This is a genomic window from Sphingobium aromaticiconvertens (genome assembly GCF_037154075.1).
In the GTDB taxonomy this organism is placed as follows: domain Bacteria; phylum Pseudomonadota; class Alphaproteobacteria; order Sphingomonadales; family Sphingomonadaceae; genus Sphingobium; species Sphingobium aromaticiconvertens.
Map to the genome: position 1 here is coordinate 1,848,696 of NZ_JBANRJ010000001.1, position 25,223 is coordinate 1,873,918.

The 25,223-nt window shown below is 62.6% G+C and carries 29 protein-coding genes; 13 read left to right on the plus strand and 16 right to left on the minus strand.

Annotation, left to right across the window (positions count from 1 at the left end; all coding sequences use genetic code 11):
• Positions 1-41: 41 nt before the first annotated feature.
• On the minus strand, positions 42-266 hold the full coding sequence (locus tag WFR25_RS08720) for a hypothetical protein (protein ID WP_336970211.1): 225 nt from the start codon (positions 264-266) through the stop codon (positions 42-44).
• Between the two features lie 176 nt (positions 267-442).
• On the opposite strand from WFR25_RS08720, the gene rpmB reads away from it, so the two are divergent.
• On the plus strand, positions 443-736 hold the full coding sequence (gene rpmB / locus WFR25_RS08725) for a 50S ribosomal protein L28 (RefSeq protein WP_336970213.1): 294 nt from the start codon (positions 443-445) through the stop codon (positions 734-736).
• A gap of 157 nt (positions 737-893) precedes the next feature.
• On the opposite strand, the gene WFR25_RS08730 is transcribed toward rpmB, so the two are convergent.
• Complete coding sequence (locus WFR25_RS08730; protein ID WP_336974793.1) at positions 894-1,898, minus strand: esterase-like activity of phytase family protein; 1,005 nt, start codon at positions 1,896-1,898, stop codon at positions 894-896.
• A gap of 188 nt (positions 1,899-2,086) precedes the next feature.
• Between WFR25_RS08730 and WFR25_RS08735 the strand changes: the two genes are divergently transcribed.
• Positions 2,087-2,512 (plus strand): glycine zipper 2TM domain-containing protein, encoded by a 426-nt coding sequence (locus WFR25_RS08735; protein WP_336970215.1) that lies wholly within the window; start codon positions 2,087-2,089, stop codon positions 2,510-2,512.
• A gap of 61 nt (positions 2,513-2,573) precedes the next feature.
• Here WFR25_RS08735 and WFR25_RS08740 read toward each other — a convergent pair whose 3' ends face one another.
• Entirely contained in the window at positions 2,574-2,813 is a 240-nt protein-coding gene (locus WFR25_RS08740) for a hypothetical protein (protein ID WP_336970217.1), read from the minus strand.
• A 117-nt stretch (positions 2,814-2,930) separates the two neighbouring features.
• Positions 2,931-3,146, minus strand: a complete 216-nt coding sequence (locus WFR25_RS08745; protein WP_336970218.1) for a circumsporozoite protein — start codon at positions 3,144-3,146, stop codon at positions 2,931-2,933.
• Positions 3,147-3,370: 224 nt separating this feature from the next.
• On the opposite strand from WFR25_RS08745, the gene WFR25_RS08750 reads away from it, so the two are divergent.
• From WFR25_RS08750 to WFR25_RS08775, 6 genes are all read left to right on the plus strand, one after another.
• Positions 3,371-4,342 carry an ArsR/SmtB family transcription factor gene (locus WFR25_RS08750; RefSeq protein ID WP_336970220.1) on the plus strand — a complete coding sequence of 324 codons (972 nt, stop codon included), beginning with the start codon at positions 3,371-3,373 and terminating at the stop codon, positions 4,340-4,342.
• The gene (metF, locus tag WFR25_RS08755; protein WP_336970221.1) at positions 4,339-5,286 is read left to right on the plus strand and encodes a methylenetetrahydrofolate reductase; all 948 of its coding nucleotides are present in this window, start codon (positions 4,339-4,341) and stop codon (positions 5,284-5,286) included. Before WFR25_RS08750 ends, metF begins: the two co-directional genes overlap by 4 nt.
• Positions 5,283-6,329, plus strand: a complete 1,047-nt coding sequence (locus WFR25_RS08760; RefSeq protein WP_336970223.1) for a homocysteine S-methyltransferase family protein — start codon at positions 5,283-5,285, stop codon at positions 6,327-6,329. The genes metF and WFR25_RS08760 overlap by 4 nt, the downstream gene beginning before the upstream one ends.
• Positions 6,330-6,436: 107 nt before the next feature.
• Positions 6,437-9,052 (plus strand): methionine synthase, encoded by a 2,616-nt coding sequence (gene metH / locus WFR25_RS08765; RefSeq protein WP_336970224.1) that lies wholly within the window; start codon positions 6,437-6,439, stop codon positions 9,050-9,052.
• Between the two features lie 94 nt (positions 9,053-9,146).
• Positions 9,147-10,085, plus strand: coding sequence for a polysaccharide lyase domain-containing protein (locus tag WFR25_RS08770; protein WP_336970225.1), 939 nt, complete (start codon positions 9,147-9,149; stop codon positions 10,083-10,085).
• A gap of 40 nt (positions 10,086-10,125) precedes the next feature.
• The gene (locus tag WFR25_RS08775; protein ID WP_336970227.1) at positions 10,126-10,329 is read left to right on the plus strand and encodes a hypothetical protein; all 204 of its coding nucleotides are present in this window, start codon (positions 10,126-10,128) and stop codon (positions 10,327-10,329) included.
• On the opposite strand, the gene WFR25_RS08780 is transcribed toward WFR25_RS08775, so the two are convergent.
• Positions 10,326-11,000, minus strand: coding sequence for a CAP domain-containing protein (locus WFR25_RS08780; protein WP_336970228.1), 675 nt, complete (start codon positions 10,998-11,000; stop codon positions 10,326-10,328). The genes WFR25_RS08775 and WFR25_RS08780 overlap by 4 nt on opposite strands.
• On the opposite strand from WFR25_RS08780, the gene hemW reads away from it, so the two are divergent.
• Positions 10,951-12,141, plus strand: a complete 1,191-nt coding sequence (hemW, locus tag WFR25_RS08785; RefSeq protein WP_336970229.1) for a radical SAM family heme chaperone HemW — start codon at positions 10,951-10,953, stop codon at positions 12,139-12,141. The two genes, WFR25_RS08780 and hemW, sit on opposite strands and share 50 nt — an antisense overlap.
• 9 nt (positions 12,142-12,150) lie before the next feature.
• Here hemW and WFR25_RS08790 read toward each other — a convergent pair whose 3' ends face one another.
• From WFR25_RS08790 to WFR25_RS08830, 9 genes are all read right to left on the minus strand, one after another.
• A complete protein-coding gene (locus WFR25_RS08790; protein WP_336970230.1) occupies positions 12,151-13,623 on the minus strand; it encodes a M56 family metallopeptidase in 1,473 nt (490 codons plus the stop codon).
• On the minus strand, positions 13,524-13,802 hold the full coding sequence (locus tag WFR25_RS08795) for a hypothetical protein (RefSeq protein WP_336975049.1): 279 nt from the start codon (positions 13,800-13,802) through the stop codon (positions 13,524-13,526). Before WFR25_RS08795 ends, WFR25_RS08790 begins: the two co-directional genes overlap by 100 nt.
• Entirely contained in the window at positions 13,799-14,167 is a 369-nt protein-coding gene (locus WFR25_RS08800; RefSeq protein WP_336974796.1) for a BlaI/MecI/CopY family transcriptional regulator, read from the minus strand. The genes WFR25_RS08795 and WFR25_RS08800 overlap by 4 nt, the downstream gene beginning before the upstream one ends.
• Before the next feature lie 304 nt (positions 14,168-14,471).
• The gene (gene grxD / locus WFR25_RS08805; RefSeq protein WP_336970232.1) at positions 14,472-14,804 is read right to left on the minus strand and encodes a Grx4 family monothiol glutaredoxin; all 333 of its coding nucleotides are present in this window, start codon (positions 14,802-14,804) and stop codon (positions 14,472-14,474) included.
• A gap of 62 nt (positions 14,805-14,866) precedes the next feature.
• On the minus strand, positions 14,867-15,100 hold the full coding sequence (locus tag WFR25_RS08810) for a BolA family transcriptional regulator (RefSeq protein ID WP_336970233.1): 234 nt from the start codon (positions 15,098-15,100) through the stop codon (positions 14,867-14,869).
• Between the two features lie 27 nt (positions 15,101-15,127).
• The gene (locus WFR25_RS08815) at positions 15,128-15,451 is read right to left on the minus strand and encodes a DUF1476 domain-containing protein (protein ID WP_336970235.1); all 324 of its coding nucleotides are present in this window, start codon (positions 15,449-15,451) and stop codon (positions 15,128-15,130) included.
• Between the two features lie 60 nt (positions 15,452-15,511).
• Positions 15,512-16,108 carry a 3-isopropylmalate dehydratase small subunit gene (gene leuD, locus WFR25_RS08820; RefSeq protein ID WP_336970237.1) on the minus strand — a complete coding sequence of 199 codons (597 nt, stop codon included), beginning with the start codon at positions 16,106-16,108 and terminating at the stop codon, positions 15,512-15,514.
• A 109-nt stretch (positions 16,109-16,217) separates the two neighbouring features.
• Positions 16,218-17,669 (minus strand): 3-isopropylmalate dehydratase large subunit, encoded by a 1,452-nt coding sequence (gene leuC / locus WFR25_RS08825; RefSeq protein ID WP_336970238.1) that lies wholly within the window; start codon positions 17,667-17,669, stop codon positions 16,218-16,220.
• Positions 17,670-17,759: 90 nt separating this feature from the next.
• Positions 17,760-18,443 carry a glutathione S-transferase family protein gene (locus tag WFR25_RS08830; RefSeq protein WP_336970240.1) on the minus strand — a complete coding sequence of 228 codons (684 nt, stop codon included), beginning with the start codon at positions 18,441-18,443 and terminating at the stop codon, positions 17,760-17,762.
• Positions 18,444-18,656: 213 nt separating this feature from the next.
• Between WFR25_RS08830 and WFR25_RS08835 the strand changes: the two genes are divergently transcribed.
• Positions 18,657-20,468 (plus strand): DUF885 domain-containing protein, encoded by a 1,812-nt coding sequence (locus WFR25_RS08835; RefSeq protein WP_336970242.1) that lies wholly within the window; start codon positions 18,657-18,659, stop codon positions 20,466-20,468.
• Between the two features lie 164 nt (positions 20,469-20,632).
• On the opposite strand, the gene WFR25_RS08840 is transcribed toward WFR25_RS08835, so the two are convergent.
• Positions 20,633-22,228 carry an isocitrate lyase gene (locus tag WFR25_RS08840; protein WP_336970244.1) on the minus strand — a complete coding sequence of 532 codons (1,596 nt, stop codon included), beginning with the start codon at positions 22,226-22,228 and terminating at the stop codon, positions 20,633-20,635.
• Positions 22,229-22,371: 143 nt separating this feature from the next.
• Between WFR25_RS08840 and WFR25_RS08845 the strand changes: the two genes are divergently transcribed.
• From WFR25_RS08845 to WFR25_RS08855, 3 genes are all read left to right on the plus strand, one after another.
• Positions 22,372-23,784 carry a helix-turn-helix domain-containing protein gene (locus WFR25_RS08845; RefSeq protein ID WP_336970246.1) on the plus strand — a complete coding sequence of 471 codons (1,413 nt, stop codon included), beginning with the start codon at positions 22,372-22,374 and terminating at the stop codon, positions 23,782-23,784.
• Positions 23,785-23,825: 41 nt separating this feature from the next.
• Positions 23,826-24,197, plus strand: a complete 372-nt coding sequence (locus WFR25_RS08850) for an STAS/SEC14 domain-containing protein (RefSeq protein ID WP_336970248.1) — start codon at positions 23,826-23,828, stop codon at positions 24,195-24,197.
• Between the two features lie 165 nt (positions 24,198-24,362).
• On the plus strand, positions 24,363-24,680 hold the full coding sequence (locus WFR25_RS08855) for a hypothetical protein (RefSeq protein WP_336970250.1): 318 nt from the start codon (positions 24,363-24,365) through the stop codon (positions 24,678-24,680).
• A gap of 21 nt (positions 24,681-24,701) precedes the next feature.
• On the opposite strand, the gene ruvC is transcribed toward WFR25_RS08855, so the two are convergent.
• Positions 24,702-25,190, minus strand: a complete 489-nt coding sequence (gene ruvC / locus WFR25_RS08860; RefSeq protein WP_336970252.1) for a crossover junction endodeoxyribonuclease RuvC — start codon at positions 25,188-25,190, stop codon at positions 24,702-24,704.
• Positions 25,191-25,223 lie beyond the last annotated feature (33 nt).

Sequence of the window (25,223 nt, forward strand, 5' to 3'; positions counted from 1 at the left end):
TCAGCATATCAGGGCTTGAAACAGGGGTTGGGGGAACGGGATCAGGGCTTGGAGACGCCCACGGTCGGCACTTCCACCGTTTCGTTGCGGGTGCCCACCTCGATCTTGGCTACATCGGCCTTATAGGCCGGAAGCGCCCCCTTCTTGATCGCGACCTCCGGCAATTGGGCGTCGCGCGTCTTTTCGACGCTGATGAATCCGAAGGCAAAGGCCCCGGCAACGATGATTAAGCCGACAACCAACAAGCCGCTCACAAATTTGAGCATGAAATCCTCCTCCAGATAGGTTAGGGGCTAAACGTCCACGCGGACTGATGGTTGCGCTTGCGCTACGATTGGGGTCGGCCTGCCGTTTATCGAATGGTGGTCGGGTTGACGGATAGGGTGATTACCGCTATCCGCGCCGCTTTCCGAACGAACCCGAATTACAAGGTTGATTGACTATGTCGCGCATCTGCGAACTGACCGGCAAGGGCCGCCAGGTGGGTCACAATGTGTCCCACGCCAACAACAAGACCAAGCGTGTCTTCCTGCCTAACCTGCAGAATGTGACGCTGATCTCGGAATCGCTTGAAAAGGGCGTAAAGCTGCGCGTTTCCACGCACGGCCTGCGTTCGGTCGAGCATAATGGCGGCTTGGACAACTGGCTGGTCAAGACTGGCGACGACAAGCTGTCGCTGAAGGCCCGTCGCCTGAAGCGCGAGATCGTGAAGAAGCAGGCTGTAGTCGCCGCCTGATTCGCGTTCGTTAAGGCTAAGACAAAAGGGCGGTCCGGCGACGGGCCGCCCGTTGTCGTGCCTGCGATTCTTTTGAGCGGGCCGCGCGATTCGCAGATGATTCGAATATAAGGTCGATAGAGCAGGCTGCTTGCATTGGCTCTTTGTTGCCGTATCGTTAGCGCTGCGGCGAGGTCAGGCCTTCGGGCAGCGCGAACTTCAGCAGCAATGTGCGCTGGAAGAATTCATGATTGTCGTCCGATATGATCCACAGGCGCGGCTGGCCCTGTTCATGGGACAGGGCGATCCCTTCGAAATTATCGGCCAGCAGCGGCGGGGCTAGTCGGGCAAGCGTTCGCGCCTGGAGCCGTGTGCCGGGCGTCATCTGCTCGGGTAGTTCAACGATCGCAATGGTAGCGGTAAACAGGTCGTGCAGGGTCAGACGACGATTGAGGACGATAAGGTGCCGGTCGTCGAGCGCCACGGCGTCGGTCGGACGATAGCCCTGCGGTGGGCTGTAGCGCAGATGTATTGGCGAGGGTGTTGTCGAATCGGTCGGGTCGCCGGCGAACAGCAGTGTGTCGTGATAGCCATCGCTGGTCATCGCCATCTCACCAATGGCGATGAAGCGGCCATCGGGTAGCCGGGCGAGCGATTCGATAGAACCAGTCTTGGGCCATGCTGCGACCTCGGGCCAGGTTTGGCATGCTTCCACCCGCGCGAATCCGGATGCATAGCGGCAGATGCGCTGTTGCAGTTCGAACCCGACCCAATAGCGGTCAGTCACTGGGTCATGGGTCATGCTTTCCGAATCCCAGATCCACCACGGGCGATCCCGTTCGGCGGGTGTGATCGGCAGCGGCGCGATGAACGGCCGATGGCGATCATCGCGACCAAGGGAGAAGCCCATCAACATGCCCGAATCGCTCAGAGCGATGATGCGATTGTCATCCTCGACATGAAGGGACGAGAGGCCGCCGAAACTCTCATTCCCACTGCTGAGCACCCACGCCCCCAGAAAGGGGAGTATCCCCGCCTTTGTGGGCGCCGGTGTGCCGGGGGAGAGCGGCAATGGCCGCACATCGACCAGCAGCGTACCCGCGCGCGCCTGCCCCGGCTTGCGCTTGTCGGGGGCTGGCAACAGCAGGATGGCAAGGGCGAGGACGATCAGGATTCGGCGCATTGTCATCGGGGATAGGCGATTTGCATCGCTCGTACAGCCCTGCATGATGAATGGCCGATAACTGAACGCACGCTGTCATCCCCATTCAGGGTCGGCTCAAGGCGAATCGCTCATAAGGGCATCATCGATGACGAATCCTTGCCGATCCGCCGTCGAGCGTGATTGGCAACAGCTAGAGGAGCAACGCCATGAAGACCAAGTTTATGATCAATCTGGGTGCCGCTCTGGCGATGGCCGCTGCATCCCTGGCCGCAACCGCTACCCCGGCGATGGCCCGCGACGGCTATCATCGCGGTTACGATCGTGGTGACCATTATCGCGGCGATCGTGGGTATCGCAATGACCGTGGCTATCGGGGCGACCGCTATTATCGCGGCGGCGGGCGCTATTACAGCAACAACTATTATCGCGGTGATCGTGGCTATCGTGGCGGCTATCGCTGCCGGGATAACGGCACGGGCGGCACTATCATCGGTGCAATCGCTGGTGGCCTGCTCGGGAACGAGGTAGGCAAGGGCAGTGGCCGCTATGGTCGCAGTGACGGCACTACGGGCGCTATTGTGGGCGCAGGTGTCGGCGCGCTGGCTGGCCGGGCCATCGATCGCAACTGCTAAGATATGAAGAGTCGACAAGGAAGGGTCGGTCCGGAAGGATCGGCCCTTTTGCTGTGGAGGCCTAACGCGCCGCTGCGGCGTCATTCTGGCTCCGGCGCCTGTCGCGCGCGGTGACGGCGGCGGGGTTAAGGCTGACATCGGGTGATTGGGCGGCGCTGGAGCGTTCATCCAGAGTGGCTGCCGCCGCGTTCAGGGCATCGGCTTCGCTGGCGGTGACGCCGCCCACGCCCGCATCCGATCCGCAAGCCGATAACAGCAGCAGGGTGATGGTTCCGACCATCAGTCTGTCATAGGTTGGCATGGGGCCATTCCTTCCGGCAAAAGTGCCTCTCAACCAAGAGGCATTAGCCAATCAAAAAGGGCCGCCCCGTTGCCGGAGCGACCCTTTTTATACCGGCCCTGTAAAGGGGCCAGTGAATTACATCGCGTTCGCGACGTTGTTCGTTGCGTTCGCGGCAGCATTGCCGGCGTTGTCGGCAGCGTTCATCGCAGCGTTCATGGCGTTGTCGGCAGCGTTCGACGCGTTCTCAGCCGAGTTGGCAGCGGCGTTGGCAACATTTTCTGCACCGCTGGTGCAAGCGGCGAGGCCGAGCGAAGCGGCGAGAACGAGCGAAAGAGCAATCGACTTGGACATGGGTAAACCCCTCTCTGAGAATAAAACATTGCAGACCACTCTCGGAGAAAAGCTCACCCCCCATTGCGTCTGCGAACAGGATTCCTAATGGTTTGCCCCTGCCAAGGCAATCCCATTCCTGCATGGAAACGCCAAAACGCGTCTGATGGCCAAATGATCCACATGAAAAATCACGGCCCTGCTTAAAGATTGACGTATATAAAGATTTCTTTATATATGGTGCCATGAGCGCGATGCTGGACATATTTCGAGCCTTGGGCGACCCAACACGGCTGCGTATCTTCTGTTTGCTGCGTGCCATGGAACTGGCCGTGGGGGAGATCGCTCAGGTCGTCGGCCAAAGCCAGCCGCGCGTATCGCGCCATGTTCGCATATTGGCCGAAGCGGGATTGGTCGAGCGGCGGAAGGAGGGCAATTGGGTTTTCCTGCGCTTGCCCGATGATACGTCGGTTGCGCCCCTGCTGGCGCTGTTCGACCGGATGGCACCTTCGGAAAGCGAACTTTTATGGCAGCGGGCGGATCTTGCGCGGCTTGCTGCGGTGCGGAACGATCGGTCGCGTGCGGCGCAGGCCTATTTCGCGGAACATGCCGAACATTGGGACGCCATCCGTTCGCTCCATGTCGCGGAGACGGATGTCGAGGCGACGATGCGCGCGCTGTTGGATGGCGAGGCGATTGGGCGGCTACTGGACATCGGGACGGGCACTGGCCGGATGATCGAACTGTTCGGGCCGCAGGCCAGCGCTGTGGTCGCCATCGATCGCAGTCCCGATATGTTACGGCTGGCCCGCGCGAAGCTGCCTGAGGATGCGCCAGGCAAATATACGCTGCTGATGGGCGATTTCGCCGCCCTGCCACTGGACGCGGGCAGCATTGATACAATCCTTCTTCATCAGGTGCTGCATTATGCCCCGGCGCCCGAGCAGGTGATATCGGAGGCCGCGCGGGTGGCGCAGAATGGCGCCCGCATCCTGATCGCCGACTTTGCCCCGCACCAGCGCGAGGAATTGCGGGTGCGTGACCAACATGCGCGTCTGGGCTTTTCCGACGAGCAGATGGAGGGCTGGTTCGCCCATTCAGGCCTGATGCTGGAGCGGGTTGAGGCGCTGCCTGCCAAGGAATTGACCGTGAAATTATGGATGGGCCGCCGTCGCGGCGCCCGCATCCTCCCCATCGAAGGACGTGTTACCCCATGACGACCGAATCGGCAGCCCCACAGGATGCGAAGACAGCCTTCGCCGCGCCGCTCTATGCCGATCTGGCGGGTGACCTGAATGTCAGCTTTGAATTCTTTCCACCCAAGACGGAGAAGATGGAGGCCCAGTTGTGGTCGGCGATCGAGACGTTGACGCCGCTCGCACCCCAATTCGTGTCCGTTACCTATGGCGCGGGTGGGTCCACGCGGGAGCGGACGCACAACACCGTGGCCCGGATTGCGAAGGAAACGCCGCTGGCCGCCGCCGCGCATCTGACCTGCGTTGCTGCGAGCAAGGCGGAAATCGACGAGGTGGCCGATGCCTATTGGGAGGCCGGGGTGCGCCATATCGTCGCGCTGCGCGGCGATCCGCCCGAAGCGGGCACGACCTTCCAACCACATCCGCAAGGTTATACTGGTGCCGCTGATCTGGTCGAAGGGCTGATGAAGCGCCATCCGTTCGAGATTTCGGTCGCAGCCTATCCCGAAACCCATCCCGAGGCGGCGAGCGCGCAGAGCGACCTCGATAACCTCAAACGCAAGCTGGACGCGGGCGCAACCCGCGCCATCACGCAGTTTTTCTTCACGCCAGAGGCTTTTTTCCGTTTTCGCGACAAGGTGGCGGCGGCTGGGATCAGCACGCCGCTCATTCCGGGGATCATGCCGGTCAGCAATTTCGCCGCGACGCAGCGGATGGCGGCCATGTGCAATACCGAGGTGCCAAGCTGGATGGGCCGCCTGTTCGAGGGGCTGGACGATCATCCCGGCGCGCGCCAGCTGGTGTCCGCGACGCTGGCGGCGGAACTGTGCCGCAAACTTTATGCGGGCGGCGTGCGCGACTTCCATTTCTATACGCTCAACAGGGCGGAACTGAGCTATGCGATCTGTCACTTGCTTGGGCTTCGGCCGCAGGTGAAGACGCCCGAACTGGAGAAGACGGCATGAGCGCCGAACAGCAATTGCGCGATCTGGCCGCGAAGAAAATCCTGATCTTCGATGGTGGCTATGGCACGTCGATCCAGAAATATGGGCTGTCGGAGGCGGACTATCGCGGCGACCTGGACCTGGCCAAGGACCAGAAGGGCAATAATGACCTGCTGTGCCTGACGCGGCCCGACATCGTCGAAGCGATCCACACCGCCTATCTGGATGCGGGGGCGGACATGATCGAGACGAATACCTTTTCATCCACGCAGATCGCGATGGCGGACTATGGCGCCGAACATCTGGTGCGGGAACTGAACATCGCCGCAGCGCAGATTGCGCGCAAATGCTGTGATGCGGCGACCGCGAAAGACGGCCAGTCGCGTTTCGTGGCGGGGTCGATCGGGCCAACGAACAAGACGCTCTCCATCTCCCCGGACGTTAACGACCCGGCCTTTCGCGAGGTCGACTATGACACGCTGAAGGCGCATTATCGCGAGCAGTGCGATGCGCTGATCGAGGGTGGGGTCGATTTCCTGCTGGTCGAAACCTGCTTCGACACGTTGAACGCCAAGGCGGCGGGCATGGCCGCGCGCGAGGCGGAGGAAGCGGCGGGCCGTTCGGTGCCGCTGATGCTGTCCTTCACCATCACCGACATGTCGGGGCGTAACCTGTCGGGGCATACCGTCAACGCCTTCTGGTATTCGCTGCGGCATTTGAAGCCGCTCACCATCGGCGTGAACTGCGCGTTCGGGGCGGATCTGCTGCGGCCGTATCTGAGCGAACTGGCCAAGAATGCCGACACGCTGATTCTGGCCTATCCCAATGCCGGACTGCCCAATGAACTGGGGCAATATGACGAGCTGCCGGAAACGACCGCCTCGCTGATCCGTCAATGGGTGGACGAAGGGCTGGTCAACATGGTCGGCGGCTGCTGTGGCACCACGCCCGCGCATATCGGTGCGGTGGCGAAGGCGTTGGAGGGGCATCCGCCGCGTATCGTGCCGGAATTGCCAGTGGTGACGCGTCTTGCGGGCCTGGAGCCTATGCATATAGCTGCTTAGTTCCCCTCCCTTCAGGGAGGGATTAGGGGAGGGCATGTGCGCTTCCCACCCTGCCTGACATGCCCTCCCCCGACCCCTCCCTGAAGGGAGGGGAGAGAGAAAACAGAATGACCACCAAATCAACCGCCACTTTCGTCAATATCGGTGAACGCACCAACGTCACCGGCTCGGCCAAGTTCAAGAAGCTGATCCTGTCGGGCGACTATGCCGCCGCGATAGAGGTGGCGCGCGAGCAGGTCGAGAATGGCGCGCAGATCGTCGATGTGAACATGGACGAAGGGCTGCTCGACGCGATCGAGGCGATGACCACTTTCCTGAAGCTGATGACGTCGGAGCCGGACATCAGCCGGGTGCCGGTGATGATCGACAGCTCCAAATGGGACGTGATCGAAGCGGGGCTGAAATGCGTATCCGGCAAGCCGATCGTCAACTCGATCAGCATGAAGGAAGGCGAGGAAGCCTTCTTATTCCATGCGCGCAAGGTCATGGCCTATGGCGCTGCGGTGGTCGTCATGGCCTTCGATGAAACGGGTCAGGCCGACACCAAGGAGCGCAAGGTCGAGATTTGCGGCCGCGCTTATGATTTGTTGATGGATATCGGCTTCCCGCCCGAAGATATCATCTTCGATCCCAATATCTTCGCGGTGGCGACGGGGATCGAGGAGCATAATAATTACGGCGTCGACTTCATCGAGGCGTGCAGGGAGATCAAGGTCCGTTGCCCGCATGTCCATATTTCGGGCGGCCTGTCGAACCTCAGCTTCTCCTTTCGCGGCAATGAGCCGGTGCGGCGGGCGATGCACAGCATCTTCCTCTACCACGCCATTCCGGCAGGCATGGACATGGGCATCGTCAATGCCGGGCAGCTTGATGTCTATGACACGATCGATCCCGAACTGCGCGAGGCGTGTGAGGATGTGATCCTCAACCGGCCGCAGCGCGACCCGGAGATCACGCCGACCGAGCGGCTGGTTACGCTGGCCGAGAAGTTTCGTGGCACCGATGCGGGCGCGGAAAAGGCGGCGGAGGAATGGCGCGGCTGGCCAGTGTCCAAGCGGCTGGAACATGCGCTGGTCAAGGGCATCGACATGTATGTGGTCGAGGATACCGAGGAAGCGCGACTGGTCGCGGCCAAGCCGATCGAGGTGATCGAAGGGCCGCTGATGGATGGCATGAACGTGGTCGGCGACCTGTTCGGCGCGGGCAAGATGTTCCTGCCGCAGGTGGTGAAATCCGCCCGCGTGATGAAGAAGGCGGTCGCGCATCTTCTGCCCTATATCGAGGCGGCGAAGGAACCGGGCGCCAAGGGCAAGGGCCGGATCATCATGGCGACGGTCAAGGGCGACGTGCATGACATCGGCAAGAATATCGTCGGCGTCGTGCTTCAGTGCAATGGTTTCGAGGTGATCGATCTGGGCGTCATGGTCGCCTGGCAGGACATCATCAGGGCGGCGAACGAAAATGACGCCGACATGATCGGCCTGTCCGGCCTCATCACCCCCTCGCTGGACGAGATGGTGACGGTGGCGCAGGAAATGCAGCGCGCCGACATGACCATGCCGCTGCTGATCGGCGGTGCGACCACATCGAAAGTGCATACCGCGCTCCGCATCGACCCGGCCTTTGCCGGCCCGGTCGTGCATGTGCTGGACGCCAGCCGTGCGGTTGGCGTGGCGACGGCGCTGGTCAGCGAGACGCAGAAGGCCGACTTCGTTCAGAAGACCAAGGACGATTATGAGCATGTCCGCGTCGCCCGCGCCAACAAGGGGCAAAGCGCGCTGGTGCCGATCGAGGATGCGCGCGCCAACGCATTCGAGATTGACGAAAATCTGAAGCCGCCACGTCCGCGCCTGCCCGGCGTCCATCAGTTTCCCGATTGGGATCTGAAGGATCTGCGTGAGTATATCGACTGGACGCCTTTCTTCCGCGCCTGGGAACTGGCGGGCAATTATCCCGCCATTCTGACCGATGAGGTTGTCGGCGAAAGCGCGTCCAGCCTGTTCGCCGATGCGCAGGCGATGCTGGACAAGGTCATCAATGAAAAATGGCTGACGGCGCGCGGTGTCGCGGGCCTGTGGCCGTGCCGCCGCGAGGACGACGATATCGTCGTCCATGTCGAGGATGAAAAGCATTTCCGCCTGCCGATGCTGCGCCAGCAGATCCAGAAGCGCGAAGGGCGGGCCAATATGTGCCTCGCCGATTTCATCAGCCATGATGGCGACTGGATGGGTGGCTTTGCGGTTGGTATCCACGGGATCGAGCCGCATCTGGCGCGGTTCAAGAATGCGATCGACGACTATTCGGACATTTTGCTCAAGGCGCTGGCCGATCGTCTGGCCGAAGCCTTTGCCGAGCGGCTGCACCATTATGTCCGCACCGCACTGTGGGGCTATGCGGAGGGCGAGCAACTGACGAATGAGGCGCTGATCCGCGAACAATATCGCGGTATCCGTCCGGCGCCCGGCTATCCGGCCTGCCCGGAGCATAGTTTGAAGCCGATCCTCTTCAAAATGCTGGACGCGCACAAGGCGACCGGCATCTCGCTGACCGAAAGTTTCGCGATGCTGCCGACGGCGGCGGTCAGCGGTTTCTACTTCGGCCATCCGCAGGCAGAATATTTCGGCGTGGCGCGCGTGGGCCGCGACCAGTTGGAGGAATATGCGACCCGGCGCGGCATCGACCTGGAAACGGCGGAGCGGTATCTGCGACCCAACCTGGATTAACCTGCCACTCGCCGCCTGTCCCGATCTGGGGCGGCGGCGGCGTTAACCATGTGTTAGCATTGGTGTTCCCCCTGCGCACGCGTAAGGGGCTGTCATGCGTATCCTGTCCATCACCCTGTTGCTGAGCGCGGCCGTCGCCGCCACCGCCTTTGCCCAGAGCAGTAGCGGTGGCTTTACCGTTGCGGAAAGTGGCCGAAACTTCGGTACGCTTTCCGCTGCGCTGGCGGCGATCGGGGACGGGCAGGGGACGGTCGTCGTCGCGCCGGGCACCTATCGCCAATGCGCGGTCCAGCAGGGCGGGGATGTCACCATCCGCGCGCAAAATGCGGGCACGGCCATCTTCGACGGCGTGACCTGCGAGGACAAGGCAGCGCTGGTGCTGCGTGGCCGATCCAGCAAGATAGACGGCATCGTCTTTCAGAATCTGCGCGTGCCCGACGGCAATGGCGCGGGCGTCCGGTTGGAAAGCGGCAATCTGGACGTCGCCAACAGCCTGTTCCGCAACAGTGAGGAAGGCATTTTGACCGGCGACGGAGTGGGCAATGCCATCCGCATCGACCAGTCGACCTTCCGCCATCTGGGCCGGTGCGACCGTGACCTGTCCTGCGCGCACAGCCTGTATATCGGCCATTATGGCAGCCTGAGCGTCACCCGCTCGCGTTTTGACAGCGGCGATGGCGGGCATTATCTGAAAAGCCGTGCGGCGCGCGTGTCCATCCTGAACAATAGTTTCGACGACAGCGCCGGACGCACCACCAATTATATGATCGACCTGTCCAACGGCGCCAGCGGCGAGATTCGCGGGAATGAGATGGTGCAGGGCCGCGACAAGGAAAATTGGAGCGCCTTCATCACCGTTGCGCCAGAGGGCCGCGAGAATGACAGCGGGGGCCTGACGATCGATGGCAACAGCGCCTCCTTCGTCCCCGGCCTGTCGCGCCAGAGCAGCTTCATCGCCAACTTCACCGACGATGCGGTGCGGATCGGCACGAACAAGCTGGCGAGCGGGATCAAAGTTTCCGATCGCCGCTGACCCCTTGCGCCCGACCTCTTGCCGGGCGACAAGCAGCGCCATGCGCTCCACCAACGATACCGCCACTGTCCGCCTTTACCACCTCAGCGACGCGCAGGAAGGTGGGGCGGCGACGACGCTTTTCTACGGTTCCTTTGGCGAAGCGATGCAGATCGCGGCGCAGCAGCCGGAAGATGTGCAGGACGGCCTGTTCCTGGCCACCGACAATGATGTGGTGGCCTATATCGACTTGATCGAAAGCTAGTCGCCTGAACTGGCCAACGAGGCCGGATCGGGATCGAGCGGACGGCGACCAAAGACATTGCCCGCCGGGAAATAGCGGCAGACCAGATAGTCATTGTCGCGACCCTCGGCCAGCGCGCAGCCCATGGAGCGGGTGCCGCGCCAGATGATCTGGCTATAATGGCCGACATCCTGCCAGCGGCCCGATCGGCTGATGTCGGGCATGGGTTTGTCGGCACGGAACAGCGCCCGCTCGTCGAGGAACGCCGCCATCATCACGCGATAGTCGTAGAGGCGGCGCGCGCCCATCCAGAGATTTTCGCCGCTGGGCGTCGCCCGCGCGGTGCGGGCGGAATGGCGGAACTGACCGCTGTGGGCCATCTCATCGGCGTAGCGGGCCGCTTCCCTCGCCAGCCCTTCGTCCCAGACGAGAGCGGCAACGCCTATCGCGCGCCGTTCACCATTATGCGCGCCCAGCATCGTGTCGCGAAGGCGGGCCGGATCGCGGACCGCTTCCTCCATGCCATAATAGGCAGCGGGCATGACCCTGCGTTCAGGCTTCTCCGCCGCACCCGGCTGCGCAACGATGATCGCCAGCGCCGGTAGCGCGCGCGCCCATTTGCGTATAAAGACGCCCCCATCCATGTTGTCCATATCCCCGAAAACTGCATCCCCGCAAATCGCATCGGTCATCGCCGATCCACTGGCCTTATATATTCATTGGCCCTTTTGCGTATCCAAATGTCCCTATTGCGATTTTAACAGCCATGTCCGTGACCGGGTGGACACACAGGAGTGGCGGACGGCGCTGCTTGCCGATCTGGCGCATGAGGCAGCGTTGACGCCGGGGCGCCGAATTGCCTCCATCTTCTTTGGCGGTGGGACTCCGTCGCTGATGCCGCCGGAAATCGTTGCGGACCTGATCGCGGCAGCGGAGCGGCTCTGGGGCCTGACCGATGATGTCGAGATCACGCTGGAGGCCAATCCCAATTCGGTGGAGGCGGCGCGCTTTGGCGACATCGCGGCGGCGGGGGTGAACCGGGTGTCGCTGGGGTTGCAGGCGCTGGATAGTGACGCGCTGCATTTTCTGGGTCGCGCGCATGACGTGGATGAGGGGCTGGCGGCGCTGGACGTGGCGCAGTCGGTCTTCGGGCGGGTCAGCTTCGACCTCATCTATGCACGGCCAGGGCAGGGTGAAGAGGCATGGGCGCGGGAACTGGACCGGGCGCTGTCCTTTGGTACCGGGCATCTCTCACTCTATCAATTGACGATCGAGCCGGGTACGCGCTTTGCTACGCTGGCGGCGCAGGGCAAGCTGGTGCCAGCCGATCCCGATCATGCCGCCGACCTGTATGAATTGACGCAGGCGCGCACGGGTGCGGCGGGCATCCCGGCCTATGAAATCAGCAATCATGCCCGTAAAGGGCAGCAAAGCCGCCATAACCTGACCTATTGGCGCTATGGCGATTATCTGGGCATCGGGCCGGGCGCACATGGCCGTCGCGGGAAACAGGCGACGCTGCGGCATCGCAAGCCCGAGAACTGGCTGGCGGCGCTGGCCCGTAACGGCCACGGTCTTCAGAGTGAGGAGCCGCTGGGAGCGCAGGATCAGGCGCGTGAGGCGCTGCTGATGGGCTTACGTCTGGGCGAGGGCATCAATCTGGCGCGGATCGCGGCTGCCAGCGGGGTGCCGCTGGCGCAACTGGTGAATCGCGAAGCGGCAGGGCGGCTGGAAGCGCTGGGGCTGTTGATACAAGAGCGTGAACGGTTGAGGGTCGCGCCTGCGGGCATGTTGCTGCTCGACGCGATCCTGCCGCAGATCGTGGCGATCTGACGCGCCGGCTTATTCGTTGCCAGCGCGCATATTGGCGATTTCGCTATCAATATCGCGCAGTGCCTGAGCGCGGGCGAAGGCTGGCATTGAGGGGTTGCTGGCGATCTGTGCGCGGGCGGAATGCAGGCCTTTCAGCGCCGCGACATTGGCGGCGCGATCGGCGCGGGCACTCTCCTTGTCGGCCAGCCGGGACGCCCGGTCCGCTTCCGCGCTGGCGCGGTCGGCATCGTGGGACATTCGATCCGCTTGGGCACTGGCCCGGTCCGCTGTGCGTGATGCCCGGTCGATTTCCGCCTGGCAGATGCGAACGCGGATCACGCGGCGGCCATCCGCATTGACGCTTTCCTGACGCGATGCCTTACCATTGCTGTCACAGCCATCGCTGACGTCCACCACAGGGACCATGCGAGCGATGTCGGCCTCAGTGGGAATAGAGTGCGTTTCGGTCCAACCATTTGCGCGTGTGACGGTGACGCGGTTCGACTGGTGACGCACCGCCACCGGCGGCGCTGGAGGGGCAGGTGGTATCGGGGCAACCATGTCGGCGGTGGGCGCGATGGGCGGGGTTGGTGCTGTCGGCGGGGTGGGCACCATGCGTTCGGCGTGGACCATGGCGACCGGTTCGGAGGGAGCAGCGGGTTCGGGCTGAACCGCCTCCCTCGGCGGTGCATCCGCCATCAGGTTGGTGAGCCGAGCCATGTTGACGTCGTCCACCGTGCCCGTAATTGCCGCCATTTCGCGCGCGGCGCGGCTGCCGGAAGCGGTCAGCGCCAGACCGGCGAGGGTGACGAGGGCAACGGCGGCCATGCCCCAGCTGATCCGGTGTAATGAGTCTGCGTGACTAGAAAGCATTTTGAGCCTCCCTTTGAGCGTATCGAGTCGAGTGAGATGGCAGGCAGTGGCAAATCTGGCCGCCGCGAACGGGCGACCCCCCGCGGCCTTCACGATAGCGCGCCCATAGATATGGGCCTTGTCCTGACCGTGGTGGGCAAGGACACGGGCGTCGCAGGCCAGTTCCTGGTCAGCACGATAGGCACGCCAGGCGGCCCAGGCGATCGGATTGCACCAGTGCAGGGCCATGATGGCCATCGCGATCATGTTGGCGAACAGGTCGCCACGCTGATGGTGGGCGCGTTCATGCGCCATCGCCATTGCCCGCTCATCGGCGTCGAAGCGAGTGTCGAAGTCGAGCGGCAGGGCGACATGGGGATGCAGGACGCCGAAGGCGAGTGGGCCGGTCGCCCGTGGACTGGCGATGATGCGGATGCGGCCTTCCTGCCCTAACGCGACGGCATCGGCCAGCATCAGACGACGGAAACGCACATAAGTGATGGCGTGGAAAAGAAGGAAGGTCGCCGCACCCGCCATCCAGAGGCTGGCGGCTATCTCGATCCAGGGCAAGGACAGGGCATTGCCGGTCGCTGGGACTGTGGGCAGCGTAAGGGCAGAAGCGAGACCGCTTTGGTCAACCGCGCTTTGCAATGGGGTTGCCGGAGCGACAGCGCGCGGGAGGGGGGCAGGACGAGCCGCGCAAGCGGCAAGGCCCAGAGCATATAGGCTGCACCCGCGCCCAGAAAGCGGGCGGTCGGGCGGCGAAGTAGCATCACCAGCGCCATCAACAGCGAAGTGGCGAGCAGGGTTTCAGCGATCCAGACGCTCATGCCTTCAACTCCTTGAGAATGGCCTCAAGCTCGGCGATGTCTTGTGCGCTCAACTGGTCCTGTTGGGCAAGATGGGCGACGAGGGGAGAGATGCGGCCACCGAACAGGCGGTTGACGAGGCGTCCGGATTCGCTGGCGACATAATCGTCGCGGGGCACGAGCGGGCGATAAAGAAAGCGGCGACCATCCTGATCGGCGGCGATCACATCCTTTGCCATCAGCCGGGAGAGCAGGGTCTTGACCGTCTGCACGCTCCATCCGCGTCCTTCGGCAACGCGATCGGATACTTCATTAGCCGTCAGCGGGGCGCGCTCCCAAAGCGCTTCCATGACGCTATATTCGGCATCGCTGATTTTTTCGGCCATGGTCGTCACCTTTGTCGACTCGGTCATCTACACATGTAATCGTACTGATTACGGATGTAGTCAATCGGGTGAACGATGAATGCATGAAAAAAGCCGCCGAAGCGTCGGCGGCTTTTACACTTTGGGACAGATGTGGGAGGTCGTTAACCTCAGCATCCGCCGGATTCGGTGGATTTTTCAGAACTGGCCCGGCTGTTGCGACAGTCTTTGCATTCCCGACCGTTCACTACCGGGGGGTGCTGGCAGTCTCCGCCGCATCCCCCACCCGGGATTTCCCCAAACCCGTATCAGGTTCAGATCAGAATCAGGCTGCTGCGGCTACGCCCTTGTCAGCCATCAACTGGGTCAGTTCACCCGCTTCGAACATTTCCATCATGATGTCGCTGCCGCCGACAAACTCACCCTTCACATAAAGCTGGGGGATGGTCGGCCAGTCGGAAAATTCCTTGATACCCTGACGGACGCCCTGGTCCTGAAGCACGTCGACGCTGTCATAGGCGACGTTCAGATGCTCAAGGATAGCGATCGCACGGCTGGAAAAGCCACATTGCGGGAAGAGGGGCGTGCCCTTCATGAACAGCACAACGTCGCTGGCGTTCACGATATCGGCGATCCGCTGCTGCACGGCGTCGGTCATTGTTTGGGGTCCATTCCTGTCAGCGCGCCGGTTCGTCCATGGCGCGGAAAATTGCATGGTGGTTAGTTGGGAACCGCTGTCGTCAGTTGCAAGGCGTGGAGTACACCCCCCATGCGGCCGCCGAGTGCGGCATAGACCGCGCGCTGCTGCGCAACACGGCTCATGCCCCGGAAACTTTCCGCCACCACGCGCGCTGCATAATGGTCGCCATCGCCCGCAAGGTCGGTGATCTCCACCTCCGCATCGGGAATGGCGGTCCGGATCATGTCGGCGATATCGTCTGCGGCCATCGGCATGGGACGGGTGTCCTTATTTCGCGTCGATTATTGGGCTTCGATGAACATGCGGCGTGCGATAACCGCCTGTTCTTCCAGCGCGGCGCGCACACCCGGCTCGTCGATCTCGATCCCGGCCGACGTCATGTCGCCCACCAGCTTGCGGATCACGTCCTCGTCACCTGCCTCTTCGAAATCGGCCTGCACGACGGACTTGGCATAGGCGTCGGTTTCTTCAGGCGTCAGGCCCATCTTCATGCCCGCCCATTCGCCCAGCAGGCGATTGCGGCGGGCCTGGATGCGGAACTGCATTTCCTGATCGTGCGCGAACATATTTTCGAATGCGCGTTCCCGGTCGTCAAAAGTCGTCATGGTCGTCCCTGTGGTAAAGCGAAAGACTGATTATCGAACGCGATATTATGATCGGCCGCTTTAAGCAACGGCGGGGACGATCCAGGGGCGATCAGTAGCAATTTTCGCTTCATAAACGTCGATCGAATCCGCGCCATCCAGCGTCAGCCCGATTTCGTCCAGCCCACCCAGCAGGCAATGCTTGCGGAATGGGTCGATTTCGAAGGCGAAGCGGTCCTGAAACTGGGTGGTGACGTTCTGCTGCTCCAGGTCGATGTGAATCGGGTCGCCGCCTTGTGCGACCTCCATCAGCCGATCGATCGCCGGTTGCGGCAATACCACGGTCAGGATGCCGTTCTTGAACGCATTGCCCGAAAATATGTCGGAAAAGCTGGGCGCGATCACCACCTTGACGCCCATGTCGATGAGCGCCCAGGCGGCATGCTCGCGGCTGGAACCGCAGCCGAAATTGTCGCCTGCGATCAGGATCGGGCTGCCGGTAAAGGCCGGATCGTCAAAGACATTGCCGGGTTCCTGACGCATCGCTTCAAACGCGCCCTTGCCCAACCCGGATCGCGAGATGGTCTTGAGCCATTTGGCGGCGATGATCATGTCGGTGTCGACATTCTTGACACCCAGCGGATAGGCGCGTCCGTCGATAGTCGTAACCTGGTCCATCAGTGTGTTCGCTTCGCCTCCACAGGCGCAGTATCTTCGGCGCGACCGAGGCCGGCGGCCATTGCTGCGCTTGCCAGTGCGCCCAATGCAAGCACCCAGAATACCTTCTTCATGCGACCATCTCCCCCTTTTGTCCCATTAATTCGCGCACGTCCGTCAATCGGCCCGTCAGCGCCGCTGCGGCGGCCATGGCGGGCGAGACGAGATGCGTCCGCGATCCCGGACCTTGACGGCCCATGAAATTGCGATTGCTGGTCGAGGCGCAGCGCTCTCCCGCGGGCACCTTGTCCGGGTTCATGCCCAGGCAGGCCGAACAACCCGGTTCGCGCCATTCAAAACCTGCATCGGTAAAAATGCGGTCCAGCCCCTCGGCCTCGGCCTGACGCTTGACCAGACCGGAGCCGGGCACGACCAGCGCCTGCTTGATGCCGCTGGCGATATGCTTGCCGTCAACTATGGCGGCTGCGGCGCGCAGATCCTCGATCCGGCTGTTGGTGCAACTGCCGATGAAGATATGTTCGACGGTCACGTCCTGAATACGCTGGCCGCTGTGCAGGCCCATATAATCGAGCGCCTTGGCAGCGGCGGCGCGCTTGGATGCATCCTCGAAACTGTCGGGATCGGGCACGGTGCCTGTCACGGCCACGACATCTTCCGGGCTGGTGCCCCAGGTGACGTTGGGGGCAATGGTCGCCGCGTCGATGAACACCGATTTGTCGAAGGCGGCGCCTTCGTCGGTCGCGAGCGTTTTCCACCAGGCGACAGCGGCGTCGAAGTCGGCACCCTTGGGCGCCATCGGGCGACCCTTGATGTACGCGAAAGTCGCCTCGTCGGGCGCGAACAGTCCGGAGCGTGCGCCAGCCTCGATCGACATGTTGGCGACGGTCAGCCGCCCTTCGATGGTCATCGCCTCGAAGGTCGAACCGCGATATTCCATGACATAGCCGGTGCCACCCGCCGTGCCGATGCGGCCGATGATGGCGAGCGCGACATCCTTGGCTGTTACGCCAAAGCCCAGTTCGCCCTCGACCCGGACTTCCATCGTCTTCGACTGCTTGAGCAGCAGCGTCTGGGTGGCCAGCACATGCTCGACCTCGCTGGTACCGATGCCGAACGCCAGCGCGCCCAATGCGCCGTGCGAACTGGTGTGACTGTCGCCGCAGACCATCGTTGTGCCGGGCAGGGTAAAGCCCTGTTCCGGGCCGATCACATGGACGATGCCCTGTTCGGCATCTGTCGCGCCGATCAGGCGAACGCCGAACTCCGGTGCATTGCGTTCCAGTGCGGCAAGTTGCTGCGCGCTTTCCGGGTCGGCGATGGGGATACGGTTGCCCGCCGCGTCGCGCCGTGCCGTGGTCGGCAGGTTGTGATCGGGGACCGCCAGCGTCAGATCAGGCCGGCGCACCTTGCGCCCAGCGAGGCGAAGCCCCTCAAACGCCTGCGGACTCGTCACTTCATGGACGAGGTGCCGGTCGATATAGATGAGGCAGGTTCCGTCCGGGCGACGCTCAACAACGTGCGCGTCCCAGATCTTCTCGTAAAGGGTGCGGGGTTTAACCATGATCTTTTTCCCCTAGACCCAGACCGTGCGGGATTAAAGGGGAAAATCGGTGGGAATCCCGGATGATCGTTTGCTGGAGCCTGAGTTTTTCTATGTCGCCCGATAGTCGGCGATGATCCGGCCCGCTGCGCGGACCTCTGCTTCATGGGCCTCTTCTCTCCAGGTTTCGGCCAGCGCGGTGGCTTCCCATTCCCGCATGGCGGGGAGGGCGAGCAAATGATCGACCCAGGCCTGCCCGATCGGGCCGACGTTCAGGCCATAGGTGCGAATGCGGAAGGCGACCGGCGCGTAGAAGGCATCGGCGGCGGTGAAAACGGGACCGGCAAGGAAGGGGCCGCCGAAGCGATCCAGCCCCTCGCTCCATAATTCGGTGAGGCGGGCGACATCCTTTTGCAGGGCCGGTGAGGGCCGGGCAAGTTCCACCCGGACGCCGACGTTCATCGTGCAGTCGTTGCGCAGCGCGGTGAAGCCGCTGTGCATTTCGCAACCCGCAGATTGCGCCCAGGCGCGGGCGGCTTCGTCCGTCGGCCAGACGGCGGGAAAGCGGTCGGCGAGGTAGAGGGTGATACCCAGCGAGTCCCAGATCGTCCGGTCCCCATCGATCAGCGCGGGCACTAGGCCAGTGGGGGAAAAGCTGCGGAAGGCGGCATAGTTGGTGGTGGCGAAAGGTTCGACGCGATCGTTGAACGGGATGTCCAGCGCCTTCATGAGAATCCAGGGGCGCAGGGACCAACTGGAATAATTGCGGTTGGCCGTCACAAGTTCAAAGGTCACGATCAATGTCCGCTGCTGGAGGTTTTTCTATCTTGCCGAAACCGGTGCGGCAGGAAAGGGCAATTTTATTACGTTTAAATAAGGTTGGCTTATGAAAAGGCGGCGTTGGGCTTGGCGGGAAAGTGATGCATGCCTAGTCAAGTTCTTGCTATCGCGGCAGAAGGCGGTAGCGGGCGCCCGTGCGCCTGCCCCTTCAGTGGATGGAGTTTCCCCGTGGACCGACGCCTTTTTCTGACCACGACCGGCGCGAGCGCCATTGCGGCGGTGACGACATCGCCTGTCTTTGCCCAGCCTGCGGCGCAGGATACGCGGTTGCGCGCGATGCTGGATGGTTTTTTCTATGAGCGGCTGGAGGATGCGCCTGAACAGGCCACGCGCCTTGGCCTCGACACCGGCGCGCGGGCGGGGCTGCGCGGCAAGTTGAGCGACGTGTCGGCCGCGGGCGTGGCGCGCGATCTGGCGCGCAGCAAGGTGCAGCTTCGCCAGTTGGGCGGCGTCGATCGGACGAAACTGAGCGCCGCATCGCAGCTCGACTATGATGTGGTCCACTATCAGTTGAGCCGCGAGATCGGTGGCGAACGGTTCGGCTATGGCGAGACGGCGGGGCGGTATGCGCCTTATGTCCTCAGCCAGTTGACGGGCGCCTATCGCGACGTGCCCGATTTTCTGGACTCGCAGCATCGGGTGAAGGATGCGGCGGACGCGGACGCCTATCTGTCACGACTGGAAGCCTTCCCCAAGGCGATGGACGACGAGCTAGGCCGGCAAAAGGCCGATGCGGCCAAGGGCGTGTTCGCGCCCGACTATATATTGGACACGACGCTGAAACTGCAGGCGGCGCTACGGGATCAGCCCGCCGCGCAGACCGTGCTGGTTGCGTCCTTTGCGACGAAGCTGGCGGCTGCGGGGTTGTCGCCCGAACGCGCGGCACAGGCCGAAAAGATCGTCGCGGAAGCCGTGTTCCCGGCGCTCGACCGGCAGCGGGCGCTGGTCGAGCAGTTGCGCGTGAAAGCGACCCATGATGCGGGCGTGTGGCGACTGCCGGAGGGCGAGGCTTTCTATGTCGCGGCAGCGGAGGCAGCGACGACCACGCGCCTGACGGGGGACGAAATCCACAGGCTGGGGCTGGAGCAGGTGGCGCAGATCAGCGGGCGGATCGACGCGATCCTGAAAGCGCAGGGGATGAGCCAGGGCACGGTCGGCGACCGGCTGGTGGCGCTCAATAAGCGGCCCGACCAGCTATTCCCCAACACTGATCCGGGGCGCGAGGCATTGCTGGCGCAACTCAACGTCCAGGTCAAGGCGATGCAGGCGCGGCTCGGCGAGGCGTTCAATACCGTGCCCAAGGCGCCGGTCGAGGTGCGGCGCGTGCCGCCAACGATTCAGGCGGGCGCGCCGGGCGGTTATTACCAAAACGCCTCGCTGGATGGATCGCGGCCCGCCATCTACTTCATCAACCTGCGCGATACGTTTGACCGGCCCAAATTCGGGCTGGCGACGCTGACCCATCATGAGGCGGTGCCGGGGCATCATCTGCAAGTATCGGTGGCGCTGGAATCGGACGCGATCCCACTGATCCGGCGGCGCGGTTTTTATAGCGGTTATAGCGAAGGCTGGGCGCTTTATGCCGAGCAACTGGCCGACGAGATGGGGATGTATGAAGGCGATCCGCTGGGGCAGGTCGGCTATCTGCAATCGCTGTTGTTTCGCGCCACGCGGCTGGTGGTGGATTCGGGCATGCATGTGAAGCAGTGGAGCCGGGAAAAGGCGACCGACTATCTGATCGCCACGACCGGTATTGCGCGCGGTCGCAGCCAGGGCGAGATCGATCGCTACACCGTCTGGCCGGGGCAGGCGTGCAGCTACAAGATCGGCCATACGGTCTGGAACGACCTGCGCGAGGAGGTGAAGAAGGCACGGGGCGCGAAATTCGACCTGAAGGCTTTCCATGAGGTGCTGACAATGGGCGCCATGCCACTGGATACCTTGAAGCAGGCCGTGCGCGAGCGGATGCGGGTGGCCTGATATAAAGGAACGGCCCGGCAGTGCGCGCCGGGCCGTTCAGTTTTCCATCCCGCAGGCGGACGATTACTGTCCGCCCCCGGCTCTTTTTGCGGGCTGCACGTCCGCAAAACTTGGTGATCGTGGTTCGGTGGCGTTTACGCCGCGAACTGGTTCCCCCGCAGCGTTTACGCTGCGAACTGGTTCATAGTGTTGTGGGTGCCGCCTGCCTTCAATGCGGCTTCACCGGCGAAATAATCCTTGTGATCGTCGCCAATGTCGCTGCCCGACATATTCTGGTGCTTCACGCAGGCGATGCCCTGCCGGATTTCCTTGCGCTGGACGCCCTCGACATAGCCCAGCATCCCGGCCTCGCCGAAATATTCCTTGGCGAGATTGTCGGTGCTGAGTGCTGCCGTGTGATAGGTGGGCAGGGTGATGAGGTGGTGGAAGATGCCCGCCCGTGCCGCCGCATCGCGCTGGAAAGTACGGATCTTCTCGTCCGCTTCCCGACCCAGATCGGTGGCGTCATAATCGGCGCTCATCAACCGGGCGCGATCATAGGCGCTGACATCCTTGCCTGCTTCGACATAGGCATCAAAGACTTGCTGGCGGAAGTTCAGAGTCCAGTTGAAGCTTGGCGAGTTGTTGTAGACCAGCTTCGCATTGGGGATGACTTCGCGGATGCGGTCGACCATCGAGGCGATCTGTTCGATATGCGGCTTTTCCGTCTCGATCCACAGCAGGTCCGCGCCGTTCTGAAGCGAGGTGATGCAGTCGAGGACGCAGCGGTCCGCGCCTGTGCCTTCGCGGAACTGGAACAGGTTGCTGGGCAGGCGCTTGGGGCGCAGCAGCTTGCCGTCACGGTTCAGGATGACATCGCCGTTGCGGGCGGTCGCTGGGTCGATCTCTTCGCAATCAAGGAAGCTGTTATACTGGTCGCCAATGTCGCCGGGTTCCTTGCTGACCGCGATTTGCTTGGTCAGGCCCGCGCCGAGCGAGTCCGTGCGGGTGACGATGATGCCATCGTCGATGCCCAGTTCCAGAAAGGCATAGCGGCAGGCGCGGACTTTAGCGAGGAAGTCCTCATGCGGGACGGTGACCTTGCCGTCCTGATGGCCGCACTGCTTTTCATCGCTGACCTGATTTTCGATCTGGAGCGCGCAGGCGCCAGCCTCGATCATCTTCTTGGCGAGCAGATAGGTCGCCTCGGCGTTGCCGAAGCCCGCGTCGATGTCCGCGATGATGGGAACGACATGGGTTTCATAATTGTCGATGGCGTGGGTCAGGCGCTGGGCCTCGACCTCGTTGCCTTCCTCACGCGCCTTGTCGAGGTCGCGGAATAGCATGCCCAGTTCGCGGGCATCGGCCTGCTTCAGAAAGGTGTAGAGTTCCTCGATCAGCGCCGGAACGCTGGTCTTTTCGTGCATCGACTGGTCGGGCAGCGGACCGAAGTCGGAGCGCAGCGCGGCGACCATCCAGCCCGACAGATACAGATATTTCTGCTTGGTCGTGCCGAAATGCTTCTTGATAGCGATCATCTTCTGCTGACCGATGAAGCCGTGCCAGCAACCGAGCGACTGGGTGTAGTTGGCCGGGTCCAGATCATAGGCGGCCATGTCGCGGCGCATGATCGCGGCAGTATAACGCGCGATGTCGAGGCCGCTGTTGAAGCGGTTCTGGAGTTTCATGCGCGCGACGGATTCGGCGTTGATGCCGTCCCAGGTGCCGTTCTGGCTGCCGATCAGTTGCTGCGTGCGGGTGATTTCGTCCTGATAGGCCATGGCCCTGATCCCTCTTGCGGTCGTGATGTGATGGCAATGGGATAAGCGACCTTATTGCGCTGCGGCAGGCCTTGCGCGGTTCAGTTGTCGATCTTTACAAAATATTCGTGTAAAGTTGTAAAGTTCTGCACTTGGAGCTTTGCATGGCCAATGAACGTCCAGTCTATATGGGGCCACGCCTGCGCCAGTTGCGCCGGGAATTGGGGTTGACGCAGGCCGACATGGCCGCTGATCTTGAGATTTCGGCCAGCTATGTGGCGTTGCTGGAGCGTAACCAGCGACCGTTGACCGCCGACATGCTGCTACGCCTCGCGCGCACCTATCGCATGGATATGGCTGAACTGGCGGGTGATGGCGGCGCGGAGCAGACCGCCCGGTTGCAGGCGGTTTTGAAAGATCCGATGTTCGGCGATATCGACCTGCCCTCGCTCGCCAGCGCCGACGTCGCGGTCAATTATCCCGGCATCACGGAGGCGCTGTTGCGGGTCTATACCGCCTATCAGGAGGAGCATCTGGCGCTTGCCGACCGGGGAACGGGGGGTGAGGATGTCGAGGATGCAGCCGATCCGGTTGCTGAATCGCGGCGCTTTCTGGCGGCGCGGCGCAACAGTTTTCCCCTGCTGGACGATGCGGCGGAGAAGCTGGCGGGGGCTGTGGCGGACGCCGGGGGCGCGGCGGGGTGGTTGAAGGCGATCCATAATCTGCGCGTGCGACGGCTGCCGTCGGAGGTGATGGCGGGGTCGATGCGGCGACTGGACAAGCATCGCGATGCGGTGCTGCTGGACGATGGGCTGGACGGGGCTAGCCAGTCGTTCCAGTTGGCGCTCCAAATCGTCTATCTGGAGATGCGTCGGACGATCGACGCGCTGCTGAAGGACGGGCAGTTTGCTAGCCAGGAGGGCGAGCGGCTGACCCGGCGGGCGCTGGCCAGCTATGCCGCCGCCGCGCTGCTGATGCCCTATGGAGCCTTCGCCAAGGCGGTCGAGGCAAAGCAATATGATGTGGAGGCCCTGGCCCGGCAATTCGGCACCAGCTTCGAACAGACCGCGCATCGACTGACCACGCTCCAGAAGCCGGGGCAGGAGCGGGTGCCCTTCTTCTTCCTGCGGGTCGATCAGGCGGGCAATGTCAGCAAAAGGCTGGACGGCGCTGGCTTTCCTTTCGCCCGCCATGGCGGGTCATGCCCGCTCTGGTCCGTGCATCGGGTGTTCGAGACGCCCCGGCGGATCGTCACCCAATGGCTGGAGCTGCCGGACGGCCAGCGCTTCTTTTCGATCGCGCGGACGGTGACGGCGGGCGGTGGGGCATGGGGGGCGGCGAAGGTAGAACGGGCGATCGCCCTATGCTGTGCCGCCGAGCATGCCGGGCGGCTAATCTATACGCACGGGGAAGGGGAGGCGCCTTCGTCCCCGTCTGCCCCGACACCCATCGGAGTCACCTGTCGCCTGTGTCATCGCAGCGCCTGCATGGCACGTTCCGCGCCGCCGATCGGCCGGTCGATGCTGCCCGACGATGTGCGACGGACGCATGCGCCCTTTGGCTTTGCGGACGGATGATTATTAGCATTTCGGTAATATCGGTGCGGCAGGGAAGGGGCATGTACAGCATTCGCTTCCGATCCGATCTCAACCTGCTGGATATTGCCTGGTCGGCGCAGTTCACGCCGGACGAGGTCGCGAACTATGCGCGCGACCTGAAGGCCCGCTTCGTGGCGGAAGGATTCCGGCCCGGCTATCGCCTGCGAATGGACATGAGCGACAGTGCGGTGCAGCCGCAGGAGGCGCTGGCGGCCTTTCAAGCCAATATGAGTGATTTTCCCAAAGCGAGCCGCATCGCCATCGTCACGCCCAGCGTCATCGCCCGGATGCAAGTGCGGCGCATCATGACCCAGCCCTATTTGCGGATTTTTGCGCAGGCCGAGCCAGCGCTGGTCTGGCTGCTGGATGAACGAGCGATAGTCCCTGCCTGACGACTTATGCGACCAATCCGTGCTGCAGCGCGGTGGTCCGAGTCCGACCTGTGATGACCGTTAAGGATTTGGTTACAAATATTGCCATATTCTTAACAAATGGGGTCAATAAATATTATAGAACATAGCGGTTGGGCCAGGAGAGGCCTTTTTTTTGGCGGGATCGTGCTGCTTGCCTGCGCACCGTCAGCGGCGCTGGCGCAGGAACCGGCCAGCAGTGCCAGCATCCTCATAACGAATGGGACCAGCGTGCCGCTGGCCTGTCGCCTGCGAACGGAGGCGACCGTGTGGACCGACCATCAAACAATCGCGCCTGACTATGCGCTGACCTGGCCCGCCGCAGCCGGAGTCCGATCCTATCTGGAATGTAGTCCGCCGGTCAGTGCAACGGTCTATGAGATCGTCACCGGGCAGCGCTACATCCTTATCAAGGACAAGAAGCGGCCGGGGGTGGAATTGCGGACAATGGCGCCGGAAAAATGAAAAGGGCCGTTCGCCGCGCGCCTAGCGTGGAATGCGCCGGGCGGTCGCCACATGATGCGCGTGGGTGATGGCGACGGCGAGCGCGTCTGCCGCGTCTGCCCCGGCGATCGTGATGCCCGGCAGCAGGCGAGACACCATGGCGTGAACCTGATCTTTTGAGGCATTGCCCACGCCCACGACCGATTTCTTGACGAGCCGGGCGGCATATTCGCCAACCTCCATGCCCGATCGGGCGGCGTTCAGCAGGACGACCCCGCGCGCCTGACCCAGTTTCAGCGTGGATTGCGGATTGACGTTGACGAACACCTCCTCGACCGCCGCCGTATCGGGACGATGGAGCAGGATAAGATCGGTGAGCGCCGCATCCAGTACCAGCAGGCGGGTGGCCAGCGGCAAGGCGGCATCGGTCTTTACCTGACCATTGGCGATATGGCTGAGGCGATTGCCGTCGGCGGAGATCAAACCCCAGCCCGTGGTGCCAAGGCCGGGATCGAGGCCCAGAATCAGCATGAGGCGAACCCGGCGATTGAAGACGGGGACAGA